Below are 20,211 nucleotides of genomic sequence, written 5' to 3'. Positions count from 1 at the left end.
GGATAAGGCATGACCGAATGGCTCCTCACTTCTCGCTCCTAACTACTAACTACTTTTTTGCAAAATTACGGAAAACGTTGCAGGTTTGACGGAACGTCAGCAAGTTTGTCGAATGGAAGGTTCAGGTAAGCTTTATTATGGTATTAAAGAGGTAGCCGAGCTATTTGGCATTAATGCCTCAAAGTTGCGGTATTACGAAAAGGAGTTCCCTACCCTACAACCCAAGAAAAATCGCTCGGGCGACCGCATCTATACGCAGGCCGACATCGACCACCTGACAGAAATTCTGGATCTGATCAACAACCAAAAGTATACCTTACCGGGTGCCCGTGAGTTTCTGAAAGAGCGGGAAAGCCGCAAGCAGGAAAATGCCCGCTATGTAGTCAAGCTTAAAAAGCTCAAATCATTTCTGGAGAAATTGCGGGATGGACTGGCTAGTGAGGAGTGATTATCTCATGTTCCTACCTGCTTTTCGCAATTGTTCCGACCAGTTATGCATACGTTCTTCGTAGCTGACCGATTTCCCTTTATCAGGATTAGCTAATAACCAATCTACAAAGTCTTTCGACGTTGGGAAACGCTTTTTAAAATTAACGAAAGAAGTATCGGTTGAGGATTTCTTGTTCATACGATAAATAAACCTGAGTGAGTCGTATACTATCATCGCCTAGCAACTCAAAAGTAAATGAAATAAACTTGTTTTTCGATGTATAGCCAATTATATATCCAAAGCCATCTGTCGACATAAAATCGTCATACCGACTTTTCATATCATAAAACAACTGCTGAATCTCATCAGTCGTAATACATTGGCTTCTGAGGTCGTCCAGGTTCAAAAATGAGTAGTCGAAATGAAATTGGGGAATATCCATTAATGTTCAGTAAGCAGGGCATTAGTCAACGATTTCAACCAATTAGACGCACAATAAGTCACCAAGTATCGGAATAATCTGTAAAAAAGCAGATGTTTGTGGCCAAACAAGCCCTTGAATCTGTGCCCAACGACACCCAATATCAAATTGCCCTTACCCTTGTTCCTGGCGTTGGCAGTATTATTATTCGACAACTGATCAGCTACTGTGGTTCCGCCAGCGACGTTTTTCATGCTCCTCTCGCCCGATTGCTGAAAATACCGGGCATTGGCGAGGTAACCGCCCGATCTATCCGCAAACCGGATGCCCTTACTGAAGCCGAACGAGTAATGAACCGACTCGAGAAGCTCGGTGCTTCTGCCCTATTTTATACCGATAAAGCGTATCCCGCCCGGCTCAAAACGCTTTACGACGCCCCTGCTCTTCTTTATATGCAAGGGAATGGTAATCTGAACCCTCCCCGAACCATCGGTTTGGTGGGAACCCGGCAGGCTACCGAATACGGTCGACGGATTACCAACGACATGATCGAAGCCCTGATCCCTTACGGCATCAATGTGATTAGTGGCCTGGCGTATGGAATCGATATTGCTGCTCACCGCGCCAGCCTGTTACATGGCTTACCAACAATTGGTGTAGTGGCCAGCGGTATCGACATCATTTACCCGAATGTGCATCAGAAAACCGCCCAGGAAATGCTGGTACAAGGTGGTTTGCTTACGGAAAGTCCGCCCGGTACAAAGCCCGATGCTCATCTATTCCCGGCCCGTAACCGGATCATTGCCGGACTGAGCGACGCCGTCGTTGTGGTAGAAGCGGCTGCCAAAGGTGGCGCTTTGATTACGGCTGAGTATGCAAACAATTATCACCGTGAGGTATTTGCGGTACCGGGTCAACTGAACCAGACTTTTTCAGCAGGTTGTAATAAACTGATCCGGGAAAATAAAGCCCAGATTTATACCAACCCCAAAGACCTTATTGAAGCCCTCAACTGGGATCAACCCCAAAATTCTCTTTCTGAGCAGTCCTTTACTAAAGCAGGCGTTTCATCATTACCTCTGGATATTACCGACGAAGAGAGTCAAATTCTTGCCCTGTTGCGCCAGGCACAGGCTATTCACATTGATGAACTAAGCTGGAAAAGTCAACTCCCGATGGGCCGATTGGCCTCCCTGCTCCTGAACCTTGAATTTCGGGGGTTTGTCCGATCGCTCCCCGGCAAAAAGTACGCGGCAGTTTATGTGTAATTAATACATAACCTGAAACCGGAGCCTGATTCAACGTGCCTGCATAGCCCCAAAAACCTATTCCAGTCTTTCCAAATTTTAGACCTTTCAGGCAACTTACCCATATACTAAAGATAATTCCACTTGCCGGTATCAGCACAGATCAGGTAAAGAATTAAAAAAACTTTACCTTCAATCTATACATATTAACTATATAGAATCACTTTATATGTATATAATGTATATAAAAGTGAAAGATTACGCACTTACACATGAATTATTTAACCAATTGACATTAGACCATAATTAATATTAACTACCGTAAAATTAATTTATTGTTTTTTGTGTCAAAAAACAGAAAGCTTAAGCCTCCTTTTTGTTTACTATATCGAGATTTCATAACCATAACAATTATCTTTACAAACCAATCTATCCTTATCTTTTAATTCCACTGGCAAGCCTTGTGCTCATATGAAAAAAATATACCACGTTTTAGTGATCGAAGATGACTCGTTTATTCGGAAAGTACTGCGACAAACATTAAAAGATGATTTTGAAGTAACTACTACCGAAAATGGGATGGAAGGTATGGCATGGCTGGAGGAAGGGCACCCCGTCGATATCATCCTGTCGGATATACAAATGCCTCATATGGATGGCAAAAACCTGATAAGCATGCTCAGGGCAAGCCCGGTTTTTAGAAAGCTTCCCATCATTATTCTCTCAACTTACGCCGACAGCGATACCCGAATTGCCTGCCTCAAATTAGGAGCTGACGATTATATCATCAAGCCCTTCAATCCAATGGAGGTAAAAACCAAGATTATGACGGTCTTACGTCGGACAGAAGCCAGCAATGTAGGACAACCAAATGCCGATTGATATAAACCTGTCTGACAACAAATCATGAAGGCTGTAAGTGACAATACGCAACCCTTCCGGGTGCTCTATGTTGATAACGATGACCGACGCATTAAATCGTTTCAGCGAGCATTCCCTTCACCTATTGAGGTCATTGGTGTGGCCGATGGCTGGTCAGCCATTTCTTATCTGGATGATAAAGCGCCCGTTGACCTGATTCTCTATAACGACGATTTAAATACGCGCGGCTTCATGAACGCCTATCAGGCGAAACAAAGCCGGACTAAAATTCCCATTATTTTACTTACCGATCAGGAAAAGATCGACCTGACTGCCGCTCCCTATCATGGGTTTGTGATTGATGCATTTCCGCAGAACTATTCAGAGGCTGCTCTGAAAATTCGGTTGAATTACCTCATTCAAAAAAGGGACTATCAGCGAAATGGTAGGGTTGTGCATAAGCCGGTATCGGTGCGAATGCCAATTGGCAAACGCATTTTTGATATTTTGCTTTCGTTTACCATCCTAACCCTAATTTCTCCGCTGTTACTTATTGTAGCGTTGCTCGTCAAGCTTGACTCCAAAGGCCCCGTTTTTTACAGTTCGAAACGGGTAGGTATGGGTTTCAGGATATTTGATATGTACAAGTTTCGCACCATGAGTACGGGAGCAGATAAGTTACTGGCGGGCATGGCGTCGCAGAACATGTACAATAAGGTGGAGGAAAAACCAGCCGATGAACTATGCGATGAATGCAAACTCGCCAATAGCCCCTGTCAGCGCCCGCTCTATCTGGACCAAAAGCAGATTTGCGAACTTCAGTACCATCGCGAACAGAAGGCGAAAGCCATGTTTAGCAAGTTTAAGGAAGACCCCCGTGTGACCAAACTGGGTAAAATCCTTCGAAACACGAGTATTGATGAGTTACCGCAGTTGTTTAATATCCTGAAGGGCGATATGTCCTTTGTTGGCAATCGTCCCCTTCCGCTATACGAAGCCGAAAAACTGACCAATATTGGCTATGCCCGTCGCTTTGCGGCACCAGCCGGACTGACGGGACTCTGGCAGGTGACCAAACGGGGAAAGTCGAAGGTATCGGATCTGGAACGTATCCAGTTGGATGTACTGTATGCCAAACGACACTCCTTTCGTACAGACTTAATTATTTTGCTGAGAACCTTAAAAGCGGTATGGCAGAAGGAGAATGTGTAGAAGTAAAGCCGCTGATTTCGCTGATAACAATCAATTACAATCAGGCGGCAGTAACCTGCGATCTGTTGGAATCGACTCGGGCGCTGACCTATCCGCGCTATGAAATCATTGTCGTCAATAATGGATCGAAGGATGATCTTGCCGAACGGATTGCGCAGGGCAACTATCCCCATGTAACATACATCGACAGTCCCGATAATCTTGGATTTTCGGGTGGCAATAATCTGGGGATTCGATATGCTCAGGGCGAGTATTACTTCCTGCTCAACAACGATACCATCGTTACACCTGATTTACTGGAACAGCTACTGGCGCCCTTTGCGGAGAACCCAGCCGTTGGGGTTGTCTGCCCAAAGATTCGTTATTACGACCAGCCCAACATCATCCAGTATGCCGGTTATCATCCATTGAATGAATATACCGGACGTACGTGGGCTATAGGGCTTATGGAACCCGATCAGGGGCAGCACGACAAGCCCGGCGCCACCTGGTTTGCTCATGGAGCCGCTATGCTCGTCAGTCGGTCGGTGCTGGAACAAGCGGGCTCACTCGACGACAGCTTTTTCCTGTATTATGAAGAACTGGACTGGTCGGCACGTATCCGACGGGCTGGTTTTACCATTTACTATCAGCCTAAAGCCCTGATTTACCATCGCGAGTCGATGAGTGTCGGCAAGATGAATCCAATGAAGGTGTATTACCATACCCGAAATCGGCTTTGGTTCATGCGCCGGAACGTCGACGGGTTTCCGTTGCTGGTGTTCTATATGTATTTTTTCTGTATTGCCCTTCCTAAAGCCCTAGCCCAATATACGTTACGATGGCAGCCTTCGTACCTCAAAGCGATAAAGGATGCCGTTCTCTGGAATTTTACACATACGCCAAGTCCAACTGCACCCGCACGGTTGCCAGCCGTCGTTGCGGGCTAATTATAATATTTGAATGGAACTATTGATATTGATTTGTATCGGGCTCGTGGTCTATACATACCTGGGTTATGGGTTACTGGTCTGGCTACTGATTCGGCTTCGCCCACAACGCCCACCCGTTGCCAGCCTTTCGGAAGAGTATATGCCGGATGTAACGCTGATTGTACCCGCCTACAATGAACTCGATTGCCTGCCTGCCAAGGTAGCCAACTCGCTGGGGCAGTCGTACCCACGGGAGCATATCCAATTTCTGTTCGTCACTGAGGGTTCAACTGATGGTTCGGACGACTACCTGCGATCAACGTACGGCGATACCATAGGCATTTTGGGCGGCACCGAACGTCGGGGTAAAGTAGCAGCTATGAATATGGCCATGCAGCAGGTAAAAACGCCCATTGTAATCTTCACCGACGCCAACACGCAGTTGAATCTGGATGCGGTTCAGAATATTGTTCGGCATTTTCGAGACCCGAAAGTAGGCGCCGTGGCGGGTGAAAAACGGATTCAGACTACTGATAGCGAATCGGCTGCGGGTTCGGGCGAAGGTATTTACTGGAAATATGAGTCGCAGTTGAAACGCTGGGATGCCGAACTCCACACCATCGTAGGGGCCGCGGGCGAGCTATTTGCCGTTCGTACGGAGCTCTACGAACCCGTATCGCCGAATACCATTCTGGACGATTTTATGATTTCGCTCCTTATCGCCGGGCGGGGTTATCGGGTTGCCTATGAGCCCGATGCGTATGCCCTCGAACGGCCATCTTTCTCAATCATCGACGAACAGAAACGAAAAATACGTATTGCTGCTGGTGGCTTTCAATCAATTGTGTGGCTGAAACATCTCCTCAATCCGTTTCGCTACGGTGTGCTCACATTCGAGTATGTTTCCCACCGGGTGATGCGTTGGGCCGTTACGCCCCTCTGCTTGCCCCTCATCTTTCTACTGAACGCCGGACTGGTCATTCAGGACGGATGGAGCTCCTTATGGGGATGGCTATTTATCGGCCAGATTTTATTTTACGGTGCCGCCTGGCTAGGCTATACGTTGGAAAAACGTCAAATACGCTTAAAAGCTGCTTTCGTTCCTTTCTATTTTACGTTTATGAATATCTGTGCACTTGCAGGTTTGGTTCGCTATTTGCGGGGTAATCAATCTGGAACCTGGGAGAAAGTGCGTAGGGCCAATGCCGTAGACGCACTTACATAATTGATCTGGTAGTTACTCACTCATTATGGCGCAGTCGGTATTTTCACTGAACAGTCCTACATCTGGCCAAGTATGGCTTTATAGCCTCCTGGGCGGGCTATATACGGTTGGTGTGGGGTATCTGATCAGTAAGATGGGCCCAGTTGGCGGAGTGATGGCCTTGATTGCACCAATCGCCTTGTTAACGGTTGTTATGGTGTTCAAAGAGCCCAAATTCGGCCTATTTCTGTATTTACAACTTAGTTTTCTCATTGGCTGGTCACGGTTCATTAATGTTTCTATTCCTATTGGATTATTAATTGACGGGGTACTGGCCCTGACACTCTTAAGTTTATTCATAAACGGCCAGCGAATGGACTGGCACCGCTTACGCAGCCCTACATTCGCGCTAATTGCCATCTGGTTTACCTACACCCTCATTGAATTACTCAATCCTGAAGCCCCGTACCGTCCGGCCTGGTTTTTTCATGTCCGGCCTTTTTCGATGCACTGGTTCATGGCAGGTCTGGCCGTACTGGTTTTGCCCATTACCATCCGCGACATCAAAATTCTGGTGTATTCGTGGCTAGGATGGTCGTTTCTGGCAGCCTTTTGGGGCTTTAAACAACAGTATCTTGGTCTGGAACCAGCCGAGCAAAACTGGCTTAGTCAGGGGAACAATGCCTTAACTCACGTATTGTTCGGACAGCTTCGTAGCTTTTCGTTCTATTCCGATGCTGCTCAGTTTGGGGGCGAAATGGCCGGAGCAACACTGGTAGCGGTGATCTACAGTTTCGAAGAGAAGAAGCTGATACCCAAACTGATATGTTTGGCGTTGGCGCTCACCTACTTCTGGGGCTATGCTGTATCGGGTACACGCAGTGCACTGTTCGTCATGCTGGCCGGGTTTCCATTTTATCTGCTACTCAAACGAGATTTTCCCAAGCTGATTATTGGAGCCACGCTGGCGGTGCCTCTGGTGCTGCTTCTGCTCTATACTAGTGTTGGCAGTTCGAATTATCAGGTGCAACGGATGCGTTCCGCGCTGACACCCATGAACGACCCTTCGTTTATTCTTCGTCTGCAAAATCAGGAAAAGCTCAAACGATACCTGGCCGAGTATCCATTTGGTGCTGGAATTGGCACATCGACCGACATGGGGGCACGGTTTTCTCCCTGGCACTGGGCGGCCCAAACACCACCAGATAGCTGGTATGTCGAACTCTGGATCGAAACCGGCCGGGTTGGACTTACTATCTACCTGATGATGGTTGTTGGCTTAGTGCTTATCGGTGTCTATCAAGTCTGGCAACTAAAAGACCCCTGGCTGGTGAAAGTAATGTATGCTTTCCTGGCGGAGTTTGTCGGCATTGCGGTAATGGGATACTCCAATCCTGTAATGGGGCAGTTCCCGACCGACACCATGATTTTTATGACGACGATCCTGTTTACAACCTGCTATCGATGGGATACACCGGCTTCCGAGTCAAGTCCTAACCCCGATTCAACACTGTATTCAAACCCCACGCCCGACACCTATGAAACAGTTTGATAGCATTGTCTGTATTTCGCAAACCTCCTGGAAAGGCGATTTTCAGAAGGCCGTAGTCCAGCTCATGACGGAGTTGTCGGCCCGGCATCGGGTGCTGTTTGTCGACTACCTGTATACGATTAAAGATGTGGTCACGGGTCGTAAGGAAGTATCGACGAAGGAGCTGTTGTTTGGCAACCCACTGAACAAAATTGATAATCAGGGTGGCGAAGATTTGTACGTTTGGTCGCCCCCAATCATCCTTCCAATCAACTGGATGGATAATAGCGCCCACGATCGGGTCCTGCAATGGAATATCAATCGACTGGTGGGGCAGCTTCGAACAGTACTGAAAAAACTGGGCATGCATCGACCACTGGTGATCAATGCCTATAACCCGGTTATTGGATTGCCGATGCTGGGAAAGCTCAATGAATGCGCTACGTTATATTACTGTTTTGATGAAATTTCGGTGGCTGGTGAGTGGATGAGCAAGCACGGCACCCGCTATGAGGAGGCCTATATCCGGCGGGTGGATGCCGTAGTGACTACATCCGAGACCCTGCGTCAGGATAAGTCGACGCTTCAGCCACAAACGTTTTGTGTAAAGAACGGTGCCAATTTCGACCTGTTCAACCAGGCCAGGCTACTGGCTCAGCAGCAACCACCCGAAAAGCCAGTTGTAGGCTACCTGGGTTCAGCTGATAACCGGGTCAATATCGACATCATGGACTATTGCGCCCGTACCATGCCGGATATTGATTTTCAGTTTATCGGTGAAGTACACGAGCCTCTGTTAATCCAACGACTGGGGCACTACCCAAACGTAACGTTTATTCCCCCTCATCAACCTGTCGATCTGCCACCTTTACTGGCCCGGCTTAGTGTTGGCATCATCCCGTTCGTTTGCAATCGACACACGTATACCATTTACCCGCTGAAAATCAACGAATACCTGGCAGCTGGTTTGTCGGTTGTGTCGACACCCTTCTCAATTCTGGACGATTTCGATGGGGTAATCGAACTAGCCGAAACGCCCGAACAGTTTGCTCAGGCCATTCGACATGCCCTGGCCGATACCAATCCTTTACGCGTACAGCAACGGGTAGCCATGGCTCAGCGTAACGCCTGGCCAGAGCGGGCGCGAGAATTTGAAGGGGTGATCCGTCAGATGCCCAAAGCCTGGCGACAGGAACAACCGGCATGATAACCCAACAACTTTATCCACAGATTTTCAAGGATTCGTCAACAGCATGAGATTAAGCACATTATATCAATTAAAGCAGCCTCTCTTCTCCCTTGCCAGTACGGTGATTTTGGGGGTGCTTGTACATACTGCCGGGTATGGTCAGGGGAATCCAGCAGCCACGCCCTCAGGAACACAACCCGCCCCTACTCCATCAGCTGCGGTTACAGCCGACAGTCTGACTTTCGATTTCAACCAGGACATTTCAGTTCAGCTTATCCCATTTGAGGATATGTTCAAGCTAGCGCTGGCCTATTCTCCCACCATCAAATTTGAAGCCGCGGTTGCAGCTGGAACGCAGGCATCCTACAATTTATCAAAAGTACAGATTCTACAAAATCTGACGGGGTATGCCAACTATTCATCAGGGAATCAGGCTATCCTTTCGACTGGCACCAATGCAAACGATCAACTGGCGCAGATTTCGAATGGCTATCGGTACGGGGTCAATGTGGCCTTCAGTATTCATGAGCTTTTCGGCCGCCCTCAGCAGATTCGATTAGCTAAAGCCAACTACGACGCTACGATCGAACGAAAGCGGCTCGCCGAAATTCAGTTACGACGCGACCTGTTTAACCTCTACCAGGATCTGCTCCTCGCACAAAAGATTTTACAGATTCGCCTGCGAGACGATCAGGCATCGCTGGCGGCTTACCGGATTGCCGAAGTGGAGCTTCAGAAAGGAAAAATTGCACCTGAAGCGCACGCGTTCAACAGCAACCGATATGCCGAAACCCGAGCGACGGTCGAACAGGCCAAGACCTCGTTCATCAAAGCTATTTATGCACTTGAACTGTTCGTTGGAGTGCCCATTCGTCAACTGAAACGTGTGTAAGATATGACTTTCCAGGAACTTGGGCGGCTTTTGAAGCAGCATCTCATTTGGTTTATTGTATTTCCCTGCCTGGGAGCCGGTGCCGTTTACTACTTCATGCGGAATGAGGTCAAAACGTACAAAACCAAGGCAACGCTATATACAGGATTTACGTCGGGCTACCGATTGAATTCAGCGCGGGAAGGTTTTCAGGTCGATTACTCAGGCATTAGCAATGCGTTCGACAACGTACTAACGACGCTTAATTCGAATCAGACCCTGTATCAGGTTGGCCTTCGGCTGCTAACTCACCACCTATACCTTACCAAACCCACAGAACGCCAGCTTTCGGCAGCCAGCTTTCAGAAGTTACAGCAGACGATCCCAGCCAGTTTACGCCAATCGCTGACCAAAACGGGGAACCTGGACTCAACCCGTAATCAGCTTGACCGACTCGCACAGAGTTCAACTGATAACCCTGTTCGAGCGTTGCTCGCCAAATCAGGAAATGATTACTCGGCCGAAACCATTGGCAAAAAGCTCAAAGCATCCCGGCGGGCCGCCAGTGACATGCTGGATATGGAGTACGAAGCCGATGATCCGGCCATTGCTCAGCAAACCCTCGATATGGCCGTAACGGAACTAAACGAACGATACACCAGCTTGAAACGGGGCGAAACAGCACCTGTATTGAGCTACTATGAATCGAATGTTAAAGCCGCTAAGCAAAAGCTTGATCAGGCCGAATCCAAGCTAAGAGCGTTCAATGTTGCCCATAACGTCCTCAATTTTGAAGACGAAATAAAGACTCGCTCCACAACTAGAGAAGCGCTGGTCGATGAATACAATAAAGAGGTCATGGGGACCAAAGCAGCCAAAGCTGCTATGGACGCCATCAACCAACGGATGTCGGGCGGAGGTAATCTGTTAAAGATAAACACCCAACTGACCGATAAACAGGCCGAACTAACAGCCGCCGAATCGCAGTTGATCAACGCCCGTACCAATGGGCAGCCCCAATCCGTACTGGACGCGCATCAGGCTAAAATCAACCAGCTTTCGAATGAATTGAAACAGATTGCCCAGAACTATTTTGCCGCTGATAATACAACCGAATCCGTTCCTAAACTAAAGCTGGTGAACGAATGGCTGGACAAGGTGCTGGAATACGAAGGAGCGTCTGCGCGGATGGATATCGTTAAAAAACGACTGGATGAATACCAGGCCGAATCGTCGGCATACCCCCCCCTGGAATCGGAACAACGGCAACTAACCCGAGATCTGGATGTAGCGGAAAAAGAATACCTTGCTCTGGTTCAATCGCTGAACGAAGCGCAAACCCATAACCAGGACATTTCGCTGAAAGGGGCTTTATCGGTACTCGATCCACCTGTTTTCCCGATGACTCCGCAGGCTCCCAAGAAGCTCCTCTTTATGGCTATTGCTGCTGGGGCGGGCCTGGTCATTGCCTTACTGTTGGCAGCTTTCCGTGCCTGGGCCGATAAACGGATCAACTCACTATCGCAGGCCGAACAACGCCTTGGCAGTCCCATTATCGCCCTGTTTCCAACTGTCAAAAAATTCGCGGTCAACTCAAAGGCAAGCCGGGCGGCTACCAGTATGTTTGAACAACTGGCCAATGCCATCAACATCACCATTGAGCAGCGAAGCAACCCATCGTATCCACCCATAATCACCCTGTTCAGCACACGCAGCAAGCAGGGGAAAACCTGGTTTGCCCACGGGCTAGCCCGTATCTATGCGGAATCGGGTGAGCAGGTTGCTTACTATTATCCGCAATTGGCCAATACAGACCAGAAGTTCGAACAGGAAGGCATCCATTTCTTTCCCTACGAACTTCACCCCAACTTCATGAACATCCGCGAGCCCGAAGATCTGCTGACGGGCGATGATGCCATGATTGTTACCCGCTTCGATAAGATCATTCTGGAACTACCTCCACTGGTTAGTAGTTCGATCCCCCTGCATCTGGTCGGAAAAAGTGCCGTTTCGCTGATGATCCTAACGCTCCATACGCTTTGGGGCCGTCGGGATAAGCAACTATTTGCACTCTACCTCAAAGCAGCCCGGCAACCCGTACTGGTAGCCCTGAATAAAGTAGAGGAAAGTAATCTGGATGCCCCAAGTCTCAACGACATCAAACAAGGGTTACCGCGTACGCAAAACGGTCCTGGAATTCCAGGACCGTCTTCTAAAAACCCAAAGCTCCTTAACCAATAGTCAACATGAGTCATAAGCAGCAGGCTATCAGTGGTGGTAAGTGGATGAGCATCTCCACGGCTCTGTCGACTCTGTTTCAGTTTGGACAGGTGGCCGTGCTGGCGCGACTATTGGAACCATCGGTATTTGGTATTGTCAGCGTCAGCACCCTCCTGATTGCGTTTTTTAACATTTTTGCCAATCTGGGCTTTTCCAATTCCATCATTTACAAACAGGAAGATGATCAGCAGGTTCTGTCCACCATTTACCTGCTGAACCTAATTCTGGGACTGGTCATTGGCATTGTCGTTTTTTTTAGCTGGCCGCTGGTAGCCGCTTACTACAAAGAGCCTCGTCTGGAAGCCGTCATCAAGCTATCGTCGCTGTACTTTATTATCGTGTACGTAGGGCAGATTTACCTGTTTCTGCTTCAGAAAGAGTTACGATTTAAGGCCGTTGCCACCATCGACATGACGGGCACGATCGTAGGCACCGGCACAACCATATTACTGGCCTACAACGGGTTTGCAGAACTGGCGCTTATCTTCGGTCAACTAGCTCAACAAACGGCCAAATCGGTGCTTCAGATGATTTTTGGAAGCAAGTATTTCAAGCCCACGCTTACCTTTAATCTGGCCCTCATCAAAGACCATCTACGGTTCGGACTCTATAATGTGGGCGATGGCATCGTTGGATTTATTCAGGCCAATTCGGATAATATCCTGGTAGGTGGATTGCTGGGCGTGAAGCCACTTGGGTATTATACCCTGGCCTCTCAACTGGCGGTTTTCCCGATTGCCCGACTCAATCCAATTGTACTTCAGGTGGCATACCCAATTCTGGCCCGGTTAAAAGGCGACACCGATGAGTTGAAAAAATCGTACCTCACCATTCTGGATCTGCTCAGCTACGTAAACCTGCCTTTGCTTGCCGGTCTGTTTATTACCGCCGACAGTGTGGTTCCATTGTTTTACGGACCGGGCTGGGAACCTACAATTCTACTGATTCGCATTTTTGTCTTTGTCAGCATTTTCACGTTCCTGAGCAATCCGCTATTTACCCTCGCCTTTTCAAAAGGAAAACCCAAACTGCTCTTCCAGCTCAACGTGGCCACATTGTTTATCAAAATTCCGCTCGTGTATGTGCTCGCACAATACTGGGGCGTTGTGGGGATTGCAGTTGCCTTTATGCTGGCCACACTGGCCAACATGCTGCTTAATTTCCGGATTGTGCATTCGCTGATTGGTCCATTCTTAAAAGAATTTGCACAGGGAATTGCAAAGCCTGTTGGCTTCTGCCTGCTGATGGTAGGCGCCATTGCGCTTTACAAATCATTTTTTGACTCAGTAAGCGTGCCTAATACCATCGTCCAGATTGGGATAGGTGCTCTGATTTATATTGGCCTTACCCTACGCTATCGATTCCCACTTGCCGACTTAAAAACGCTGGGAAAAGCTGCGTAAACCGAAACCTGATACTAACCCTATGGAACGGCTTATTTTAAAATCGTTGTATGTAGTTGCCTGGCTGCGATACCCGAAGCTCCGAAAAGACCTGCGGTATTTTGTACGGGATAATTACTACTGCAAACTGGTTCAGGGCCGTTATGCCATCCAGGATTACGCCTTCAAAAAGAAATACAAAGTCATCAGCTATCAGGGTGAATTCGATCAGGAAATCCGCTATGTGCTGCCTTTCGCTTACTGGCATCACCTGAACGGAACCCTGAAAAAAACCATTTCTGCCAGCAATACGAAGGAGTTTTACTTTTTCAGCCCGGATCACGAAGAACGATTTACGAAACGAATCTGGACGGAATCGTACGCCCATTACGACGTTCCGAATATGACGCACAGCTATACCTACAGCTTTCGGAAGTGGGTGCAGGTACCGTACAAAACGCATTACCGAAACGACGTTTTTGTGTTCGACAAACCGATTCTGGTTATTGCCAATAAATACAATATCGAGTGGGACCAGCCTCCCATCAACTACCTGGACATTCCCACCCTCGACCGGATCATCAAGGCCTACGGGTCGAAATACCAGATCATTTACAACCGACCGCTTCCAACCCAGATCGTTGGCGACAATAGTGAAACGATGTCGCTCAACGAACATAGCTGGCTGCGGGAAAACCACCCGAGTGTACTGCTGATGGATGATTTGTTTGCCAGACACCACCCGTCGGTCGTGAACAATTACAATCATCTGCAACTCATGATCTATGCCAACTGTAACCACTTCATTTCGATGCATGGGGGTACAGCCGCATTAGCCAGTTGTTTTGGCGGAACCAACATCATTCTGTCGAACCCGAACTGGGGTCATGAGCATGCTTTTCAGGAATACAAAACACTATTTCCGAAGTTATCGGGCGCAACAATTTTGCACGCCCGCGACCGGGAGGAACTATTGACCCATTTGAGCACGCATTACTGATTTTTTAGGCATCATACCACACATTACTTCTCACCCCTCTCCTACTTTTTTTGAGAGGAGTGAGATGACATGCGTGAGTTTAACCACCGTTCCTTCGTTTAACTAAATGCACGCAAAACAATGGTTATCAGTAGAGTAACTAGTGGCCTTGGTAATCAGCTTTTTCAGTATGCGGCTGCTCGTAGCCTTTCACTGAGAAACAAAACGTCGTTTTACGTCGACCTGAGCTACTATTTGTATGAGTACCCGGACGATACGTCGCGGTCGTTCAAGCTGGGTTTCTTTTCTGTTCCCTATCGGATCCTCCAGGAATCGCCCGTCGAATATGTATCGAAGTCGACGAAGCTGTTCCCCAACCGTACGTTACGCCCCTTTTTTCTGTTTTTGAAAGAGAAGCAGTTTCATTTCGACCCAGCCATTTTACAGGCCCATGCCGGGTGTGTTATCATGGAAGGGTTCTGGCAGTCGGAGTGCTACTTCCGGGATTATGCCGACAGTATTCGTCGTGAATTACAATTGAGCAAAACCCCCAGCACTGAATTTGACGGCTACCGGCAACAGATTCAGGAAACGCCCGTTCCAGTATCCGTTCATGTCCGGCGGGGCGATTATGTTAACCATCCCGAGTTCAGCAAAACGTTCGGCTTTGTTGGGCTCGACTACTATAAAACGGCCATTCGACATCTGACGAAGGAAATCAAAAACCCACATTTCTACGTCTTCAGCGACGATAAAGACTGGGCCAGAGAGAACCTGCCCTTACCGACCGATAGCGTCTTCGTGACCAATACCGGACCGAGTGGCGATGTGGCCGACCTGGTCCTGATGAGCAAATGCCGCCATCACATCATAGCCAACAGTTCATTCAGTTGGTGGGGAGCCTGGCTCAATCCAAATCCCGACAAGCTGGTGATTACGCCCCAACACTGGTACAAAAATCAACCCACCTGGAACACCAAAGACCTGCTTCCGCCAGCCTGGGTTTCCCTTTGAGCCAGTCAACCACTAACAACCTCCCAAGACTACGATGAAAGTTTTTATAGATCACCAGAAGTTCACCACCCAGAAATATGGCGGAATCAGCCGGTACTTCGCCAACATTATCGAGGGTATCAAACAAAGCGATTCGATAACGTATCAGCTCGGGGTTCTGCACGCTAAAAACCACTACATAAAAGATGAGCCCCTGGCCTTGAAAGGCAGCCTAAGCGATAAAATTTTAAGCCGAAGCGAGAAAGCCGACTATCTGCTGAATCAGTATTACTGTGAACGACTACTGAGTAAATCAGAATTCGACGTTTTTCATCCGACTTACTATGACCCCTATTTCTTCAAACAACTCAAAAAACCACTGGTCGTTACCATTCATGACCTTACGTACGAGCGACTGCCGGAATATTTCTGGGCCAAAGATCCACTTACCTACCAGAAACGCCTGAATATTGAACGGGCCGATGCCATTATTGCCATCTCGAACACGACCCGTAACGACCTGCTCCACTTTTTCAAGGTCGACCCGGCCAAGGTATCTGTCATTTATCATGGCATCGACATTGATACCCCCCTTCAATTTGCTCCCGTTGCCAACCTGCCAGAACGCTATGTGCTTTTCGTGGGTGACCGGAGCGGCTATAAGAACTTTTACCTATTCATGAACGCCATTAAGCCGCTGTTAATCAGCGACCCAACCTTACAGGTAATTCTGACGGGAGGGGGCCGAATTGAAATAGCCGACGAAGAGTTTCTGAAACGGCTGGGGCTCACGGATCGAGTACGCCATATCAACGCGACCGACGAGCAACTCAATTCGCTCTATAAAAACGCACAATTGTTTGTATATCCTTCCCTTTACGAAGGATTCGGTCTACCTATTCTGGAAGCCTACAAAGCAGGTTGTCCCATCCTGCTGAGTGATACAGAATGTTTTCGGGAAGTGGCTGCCGATGCTGCTGTCTTTTTTAAAGCGACCGATCAGAACGACCTGACCAGCAAACTATCCAACACACTGGCCGATCATGCGTTACGGGCGGAATTAGTGGAACGGGGAACGAAACGGCTGGCCGATTTTCCCCTGAAAAAATCGATCGATGCTACACTCGATGTCTATAAATCATTAGCCTGATCACACATTCTAAACGTTGCGCAGCATGCGGTTTCGAGCGGTTGATACATTTCGGGGAATGGCTGCCATCATGGTCATTTTTTTCCATCTACAGCACCTCTCCATCCTGAAAGGCAATGACTTCGTTGCCAAAAGCGATCTATTCGTCGATTTCTTTTTTGTACTGTCAGGCTTTGTGATGACGCATAGCAACTATGCCAAAATTACGGACCTGTCGAGCATCAAACCGTTTGCTGTCAAACGGTTCAAACGACTCTACCCACTCCATTTGTTCACGCTGCTACTGGTTCTGCTGTTCGAGCTTTTCCGCTTCGGCGTCGATCGGTATGTAGTCAGACTATCGAATCCGGTTTTTGGCCCCGACAAATCGCTTCCTTCATTCCTGGCCAACCTCACCCTGACTCAATCGCTGCATCTGTTTGACACCACAACCTGGAACGGCCCAAGCTGGAGTATCAGTGTTGAGTTTTACACCTACCTGCTTTGGGCGTTGTGTCTGGTCGTTTTTCGCAAGAATCTATGGGCCATGTGTACCCTCTGTTTTGGCCTGATTGCCTGGTTTATTATCCGTCATGGCGGCAATATCATTTACAATTATGATTACGGATTCGTCCGCTGCTTTTATAGTTTCCTGATTGGGATGCTCACGTATCGCTTGAGTCGTCGCTGGCAATCGGCAGGTGCCCGATGGGTTTTCTCAGTGGCAGAAGCCTTTTTATTGGGAGCTACCCTATTGGCTGTCAGCAGTTTTCAACATACAGAGAGCTGGGTAATGCCTTTTCTGTTTGCCCTGGTCATTCTGGTATTTTCACAGGAGAAGGGCGTTGTTTCGACGATGCTGGCGAGCGATCGGCTCGAATTTCTTGGTAGGCTTTCGTATTCGTACTACCTCAACCATATGGTTGTTCTGAACGTATTGGATCTGGTTATTTTCCGGGTCATTAAAGTGCCCGCTTCTCCGCTGGGCGAATGGTTTTATGTGCTCCTCTGCCTGTTCTGTGTTCATCTGCTGTCGTTGTTTACCTATCGATATATCGAACTGATTCTGCAAGCACCATCACCGAACCGAACGCCCAGATCAGTTCCCCAACCTACATCGGCCGGATGATCTCATCACCTGTAAAACACCTCTGTTGACACGCCTAGCTACTTATATTTATGGAACTTTTAAACGCCCCTGACTGGATCAATCAATTTAATTTCCCGTATAAGTCGTTCGAAGAAATTCCGCAATCGGTATTCGATTCGATCAACAAAGACCTCGACCTGATCCAAAAGCCCGATCCACTAGTGAGCATCGTGGTTCCGGCCTGGAATGAAGAGGTCAATATTCTCCGCAGTATTGCCTCACTGGCGAAACAGAAAACGACCATTCCCCTGGAAATTCTGGTGGTGAATAACAACTCGACCGACAATACCCAAAAAACGCTCGACCGCCTGCATATTCGATCGGCTTTTCAACCGATACAGGGTTGGGGGCCAGCCCGGCAGATGGGTCTGGAACAGGCTCGTGGCAAATACCTGCTCACGGCCGATTCCGATGGTCTGTACCCTCCCGATTGGACCAATGAACTGATAGCTGTACTCCAGCAACCCGGTGTCGTTTGCGTATACGGTCGGTATTCGTTCATTCCGTCGCCTGGTTTCCCCCGCTGGAAACTCACCATTCTTGAAACCATGAAAGACACCATTGCGGAACTACGCCACTTAAAGCGACCCCATCTGAATGCCTATGGAATCAGTCTCGGTTACATTCGAGAGTATGCTCTTAAAGTAGGGTATGTCATGCATAAAATTCGGGGCGAAGACGGGCGGTTGTGTTTCGATCTGATGAACTATGGGACTGTTAAACAGGTAAAATCCCGAAAGGCGCGCGTCTGGACTGGTACTCGTACCCTCGAAAAAGACGGCAGCTTCGCGCGTACAGTCTGGCTTAAAGTCGGGATCGAACTACGGCGTTTTCGCAGCATGTTCGTTCCTCAGGCCCCGCACGACACCAAAACCTCAACGAACAACTAGTTTCATACGCTCTCATGGCCGCGCTCCAGTCCGTTTTCCGCTGGATAGTTCTTCCGCTGCTGGTCTTGGCAACCTATCTGGGTTGCCAGGCGCAATGCAGTCAGGGCGCTATCATTTGCGAAACGTTTGGGGCCGGTACACGTGGGGCTCTACCCAACGGACAGACAAAATTCACCTACAACCCAATAGCCTGTCCTGAAGATGGCGAATACAATGTGATGGATACAGTATCGGGAAGCTGCCACGGACAAGCCTGGCATTATGTTGCTCAGGATCATACCGCCGGAGATGTGCGGGGTAATATGTTTGTGGTTAATGCTTCCTATCAGCCCAGTGAATTTTACAGCCAGGCGGTTACGGGCTTATGTCCAGGTGTCACCTATGAATTTTCGCTCTGGGCCCTGAATTTAAACAAGGTGATGCAACCAGGTGCCTGCGATGGCTATAGCCTCCGTAATCCGATTATTGTGATGCGGATCGAACAGACCGACGGTACGCTCATCCGGGAAGTTGTTCAATCCGCCATTCCGCGCACAGCCTCACCAACCTGGGTTCAACTGACCATGCAGTTTGCGATTCAGACCAATGCAAATGACATCGTGGTCAAGTTAGTTAATCAGGGACTTGGCGGCTGTGGCAACGACCTGGCTATCGATGATATAGGATTTCGACCTGTTCATCCAGCGCTCTCCATCCAATTTGCCAATACGACTGGCTCCCAAACCACAGCCTGTGCCTACAGTGCCCTGACGTTAGAGGTCGGCTCGGCCACTGGCTACCCTAACCCGGTCTATTTATGGCAGCAAAGCCGTGACAACGTAACCTGGACTGCCGTGCCAGGTGCTGGAAATGCCAGTTACACAATCAACCCGGTCCGGGCTGGTCGGACCTACTACCGACTTCACAACACCCAGTCAATCAACGAAGCGGCTGTCGGACGATCGCAATGCTCAGCTGAATCGAATGTGCTGATTGTCGACGGTACGCCTGTAGCCACGGTCGATTTAGGCCCACCATTCATTCTGTGCGAAGGCGCTTCGGTTGTATTCAGTGTTCCCGACACCCTATCGCCTAACGCCAGTTTTACCTGGTCAAACCAGAGTACTAATCGACACATAACTATTACAAATGCGGGTATTTACTGGCTCGAAACACGATTAAACGATTGCCCCTACCGTGATTCGGTCACCGTAGTCGTTCAAAACTGTCATCTGGAAGACACCTACATCCCGGATGCGTTTACGCCCAACGGCGATGCCATGAATGATCAGCTTCAGATTCGTCATGCCGGAACGTTTCTGACCTACCAATTCCGAATATTTGATCGGTGGGGCAGCGTGATTTTTGCCAGCAAAGACCCCGAAAACAGCTGGGATGGCACATATCTAAACCAACCCTGCGAAACCGGCTCCTATGCATGGACTTTCGACTATAGTATACGAACCATAACTAACGAAGAACGTCATGTTTCTAAAAGTGGCTGGGTGCTGTTAATTCGATAAACATCCAGTCCTAAACATCTTACATCCGC

18 protein-coding genes are annotated in these 20,211 nt (G+C 48.5%); 17 read left to right on the top strand and 1 reads right to left on the bottom strand.

The features are described from left to right. The first annotated feature begins 112 nt into the window (after positions 1-112). Positions 113-448 (top strand): MerR family transcriptional regulator, encoded by a 336-nt coding sequence (locus BGO59_RS09695; RefSeq protein ID WP_293683420.1) that lies wholly within the window; start codon positions 113-115, stop codon positions 446-448. Here BGO59_RS09695 and BGO59_RS09690 read toward each other — a convergent pair whose 3' ends face one another. Continuing rightward, positions 449-628 (bottom strand): hypothetical protein, encoded by a 180-nt coding sequence (locus BGO59_RS09690; RefSeq protein ID WP_293683419.1) that lies wholly within the window; start codon positions 626-628, stop codon positions 449-451. 366 nt (positions 629-994) lie between these two features. On the opposite strand from BGO59_RS09690, the gene dprA reads away from it, so the two are divergent. The 16 genes from dprA to BGO59_RS09610 all read left to right on the top strand — a co-directional run bounded on the left by dprA (position 995) and on the right by BGO59_RS09610 (position 20,182). Beyond that, positions 995-2,119: a DNA-processing protein DprA gene (gene dprA / locus BGO59_RS09685; protein ID WP_293683630.1), complete on the top strand. Its 1,125-nt coding sequence runs from the start codon at positions 995-997 to the stop codon at positions 2,117-2,119. Between the two features lie 450 nt (positions 2,120-2,569). After that, positions 2,570-2,980 (top strand): response regulator, encoded by a 411-nt coding sequence (locus tag BGO59_RS09680; RefSeq protein WP_293683418.1) that lies wholly within the window; start codon positions 2,570-2,572, stop codon positions 2,978-2,980. A 24-nt stretch (positions 2,981-3,004) separates the two neighbouring features. Further along, positions 3,005-4,171, top strand: coding sequence for a sugar transferase (locus BGO59_RS09675; protein ID WP_293683417.1), 1,167 nt, complete (start codon positions 3,005-3,007; stop codon positions 4,169-4,171). After that, entirely contained in the window at positions 4,150-5,100 is a 951-nt protein-coding gene (locus BGO59_RS09670) for a glycosyltransferase family 2 protein (RefSeq protein WP_293683416.1), read from the top strand. The genes BGO59_RS09675 and BGO59_RS09670 overlap by 22 nt, the downstream gene beginning before the upstream one ends. Before the next feature lie 13 nt (positions 5,101-5,113). Continuing rightward, entirely contained in the window at positions 5,114-6,307 is a 1,194-nt protein-coding gene (locus BGO59_RS09665; protein WP_293683415.1) for a glycosyltransferase family 2 protein, read from the top strand. Positions 6,308-6,332: 25 nt separating this feature from the next. After that, complete coding sequence (locus tag BGO59_RS09660; protein WP_293683414.1) at positions 6,333-7,838, top strand: O-antigen ligase; 1,506 nt, start codon at positions 6,333-6,335, stop codon at positions 7,836-7,838. Next, positions 7,825-9,024, top strand: coding sequence for a glycosyltransferase (locus BGO59_RS09655; protein ID WP_293683413.1), 1,200 nt, complete (start codon positions 7,825-7,827; stop codon positions 9,022-9,024). Before BGO59_RS09660 ends, BGO59_RS09655 begins: the two co-directional genes overlap by 14 nt. Before the next feature lie 46 nt (positions 9,025-9,070). Then, entirely contained in the window at positions 9,071-9,898 is an 828-nt protein-coding gene (locus BGO59_RS09650) for a TolC family protein (RefSeq protein WP_293683412.1), read from the top strand. A gap of 3 nt (positions 9,899-9,901) precedes the next feature. Beyond that, positions 9,902-12,118, top strand: coding sequence for a GNVR domain-containing protein (locus tag BGO59_RS09645; RefSeq protein ID WP_293683411.1), 2,217 nt, complete (start codon positions 9,902-9,904; stop codon positions 12,116-12,118). A gap of 5 nt (positions 12,119-12,123) precedes the next feature. Beyond that, positions 12,124-13,560 carry an MOP flippase family protein gene (locus tag BGO59_RS09640; RefSeq protein WP_293683410.1) on the top strand — a complete coding sequence of 479 codons (1,437 nt, stop codon included), beginning with the start codon at positions 12,124-12,126 and terminating at the stop codon, positions 13,558-13,560. A gap of 22 nt (positions 13,561-13,582) precedes the next feature. Further along, positions 13,583-14,539: a hypothetical protein gene (locus BGO59_RS09635; RefSeq protein WP_293683409.1), complete on the top strand. Its 957-nt coding sequence runs from the start codon at positions 13,583-13,585 to the stop codon at positions 14,537-14,539. Positions 14,540-14,659: 120 nt separating this feature from the next. Further along, positions 14,660-15,532 (top strand): alpha-1,2-fucosyltransferase, encoded by an 873-nt coding sequence (locus BGO59_RS09630; RefSeq protein ID WP_293683408.1) that lies wholly within the window; start codon positions 14,660-14,662, stop codon positions 15,530-15,532. 34 nt (positions 15,533-15,566) lie between these two features. Further along, entirely contained in the window at positions 15,567-16,661 is a 1,095-nt protein-coding gene (locus tag BGO59_RS09625) for a glycosyltransferase family 1 protein (protein WP_293683407.1), read from the top strand. A 25-nt stretch (positions 16,662-16,686) separates the two neighbouring features. Beyond that, entirely contained in the window at positions 16,687-17,769 is a 1,083-nt protein-coding gene (locus BGO59_RS09620) for an acyltransferase (protein ID WP_293683406.1), read from the top strand. Between the two features lie 50 nt (positions 17,770-17,819). Then, positions 17,820-18,680, top strand: coding sequence for a glycosyltransferase family 2 protein (locus BGO59_RS09615; protein ID WP_293683405.1), 861 nt, complete (start codon positions 17,820-17,822; stop codon positions 18,678-18,680). Positions 18,681-18,694: 14 nt separating this feature from the next. Next, complete coding sequence (locus BGO59_RS09610; protein ID WP_293683404.1) at positions 18,695-20,182, top strand: gliding motility-associated C-terminal domain-containing protein; 1,488 nt, start codon at positions 18,695-18,697, stop codon at positions 20,180-20,182. The last annotated feature ends 29 nt before the right edge of the window (positions 20,183-20,211 follow it).

The organism is Spirosoma sp. 48-14, from assembly GCF_001898575.1.
In the GTDB taxonomy this organism is placed as follows: Bacteria; Bacteroidota; Bacteroidia; order Cytophagales; family Spirosomataceae; genus Spirosoma.
This window is presented reverse-complemented; position numbering and strand designations above follow the sequence as displayed.

Excerpts from the sequence above, each read along its gene's own strand:
- BGO59_RS09645 (WP_293683411.1), top strand. The coding sequence starts at position 9,902 with ATGACTTTCCAGGAACTTGGGCGGCTTTTGAAGCAGCATCTCATTTGG.
- BGO59_RS09655 (WP_293683413.1), top strand. The coding sequence starts at position 7,825 with ATGAAACAGTTTGATAGCATTGTCTGTATTTCGCAAACCTCCTGGAAA.
- BGO59_RS09625 (WP_293683407.1), top strand. The coding sequence starts at position 15,567 with ATGAAAGTTTTTATAGATCACCAGAAGTTCACCACCCAGAAATATGGC.
- BGO59_RS09675 (WP_293683417.1), top strand. The coding sequence starts at position 3,005 with ATGAAGGCTGTAAGTGACAATACGCAACCCTTCCGGGTGCTCTATGTT.
- BGO59_RS09640 (WP_293683410.1), top strand. The coding sequence starts at position 12,124 with ATGAGTCATAAGCAGCAGGCTATCAGTGGTGGTAAGTGGATGAGCATC.
- BGO59_RS09635 (WP_293683409.1), top strand. The coding sequence starts at position 13,583 with ATGGAACGGCTTATTTTAAAATCGTTGTATGTAGTTGCCTGGCTGCGA.
- BGO59_RS09695 (WP_293683420.1), top strand. The coding sequence starts at position 113 with ATGGAAGGTTCAGGTAAGCTTTATTATGGTATTAAAGAGGTAGCCGAG.
- BGO59_RS09610 (WP_293683404.1), top strand. The coding sequence starts at position 18,695 with ATGGCCGCGCTCCAGTCCGTTTTCCGCTGGATAGTTCTTCCGCTGCTG.
- BGO59_RS09670 (WP_293683416.1), top strand. The coding sequence starts at position 4,150 with ATGGCAGAAGGAGAATGTGTAGAAGTAAAGCCGCTGATTTCGCTGATA.
- BGO59_RS09665 (WP_293683415.1), top strand. The coding sequence starts at position 5,114 with ATGGAACTATTGATATTGATTTGTATCGGGCTCGTGGTCTATACATAC.
- BGO59_RS09615 (WP_293683405.1), top strand. The coding sequence starts at position 17,820 with ATGGAACTTTTAAACGCCCCTGACTGGATCAATCAATTTAATTTCCCG.
- BGO59_RS09690 (WP_293683419.1), bottom strand. The coding sequence starts at position 628 with ATGAACAAGAAATCCTCAACCGATACTTCTTTCGTTAATTTTAAAAAG.
- BGO59_RS09660 (WP_293683414.1), top strand. The coding sequence starts at position 6,333 with ATGGCGCAGTCGGTATTTTCACTGAACAGTCCTACATCTGGCCAAGTA.
- BGO59_RS09620 (WP_293683406.1), top strand. The coding sequence starts at position 16,687 with ATGCGGTTTCGAGCGGTTGATACATTTCGGGGAATGGCTGCCATCATG.
- BGO59_RS09650 (WP_293683412.1), top strand. The coding sequence starts at position 9,071 with ATGAGATTAAGCACATTATATCAATTAAAGCAGCCTCTCTTCTCCCTT.
- BGO59_RS09680 (WP_293683418.1), top strand. The coding sequence starts at position 2,570 with ATGAAAAAAATATACCACGTTTTAGTGATCGAAGATGACTCGTTTATT.
- BGO59_RS09630 (WP_293683408.1), top strand. The coding sequence starts at position 14,660 with ATGGTTATCAGTAGAGTAACTAGTGGCCTTGGTAATCAGCTTTTTCAG.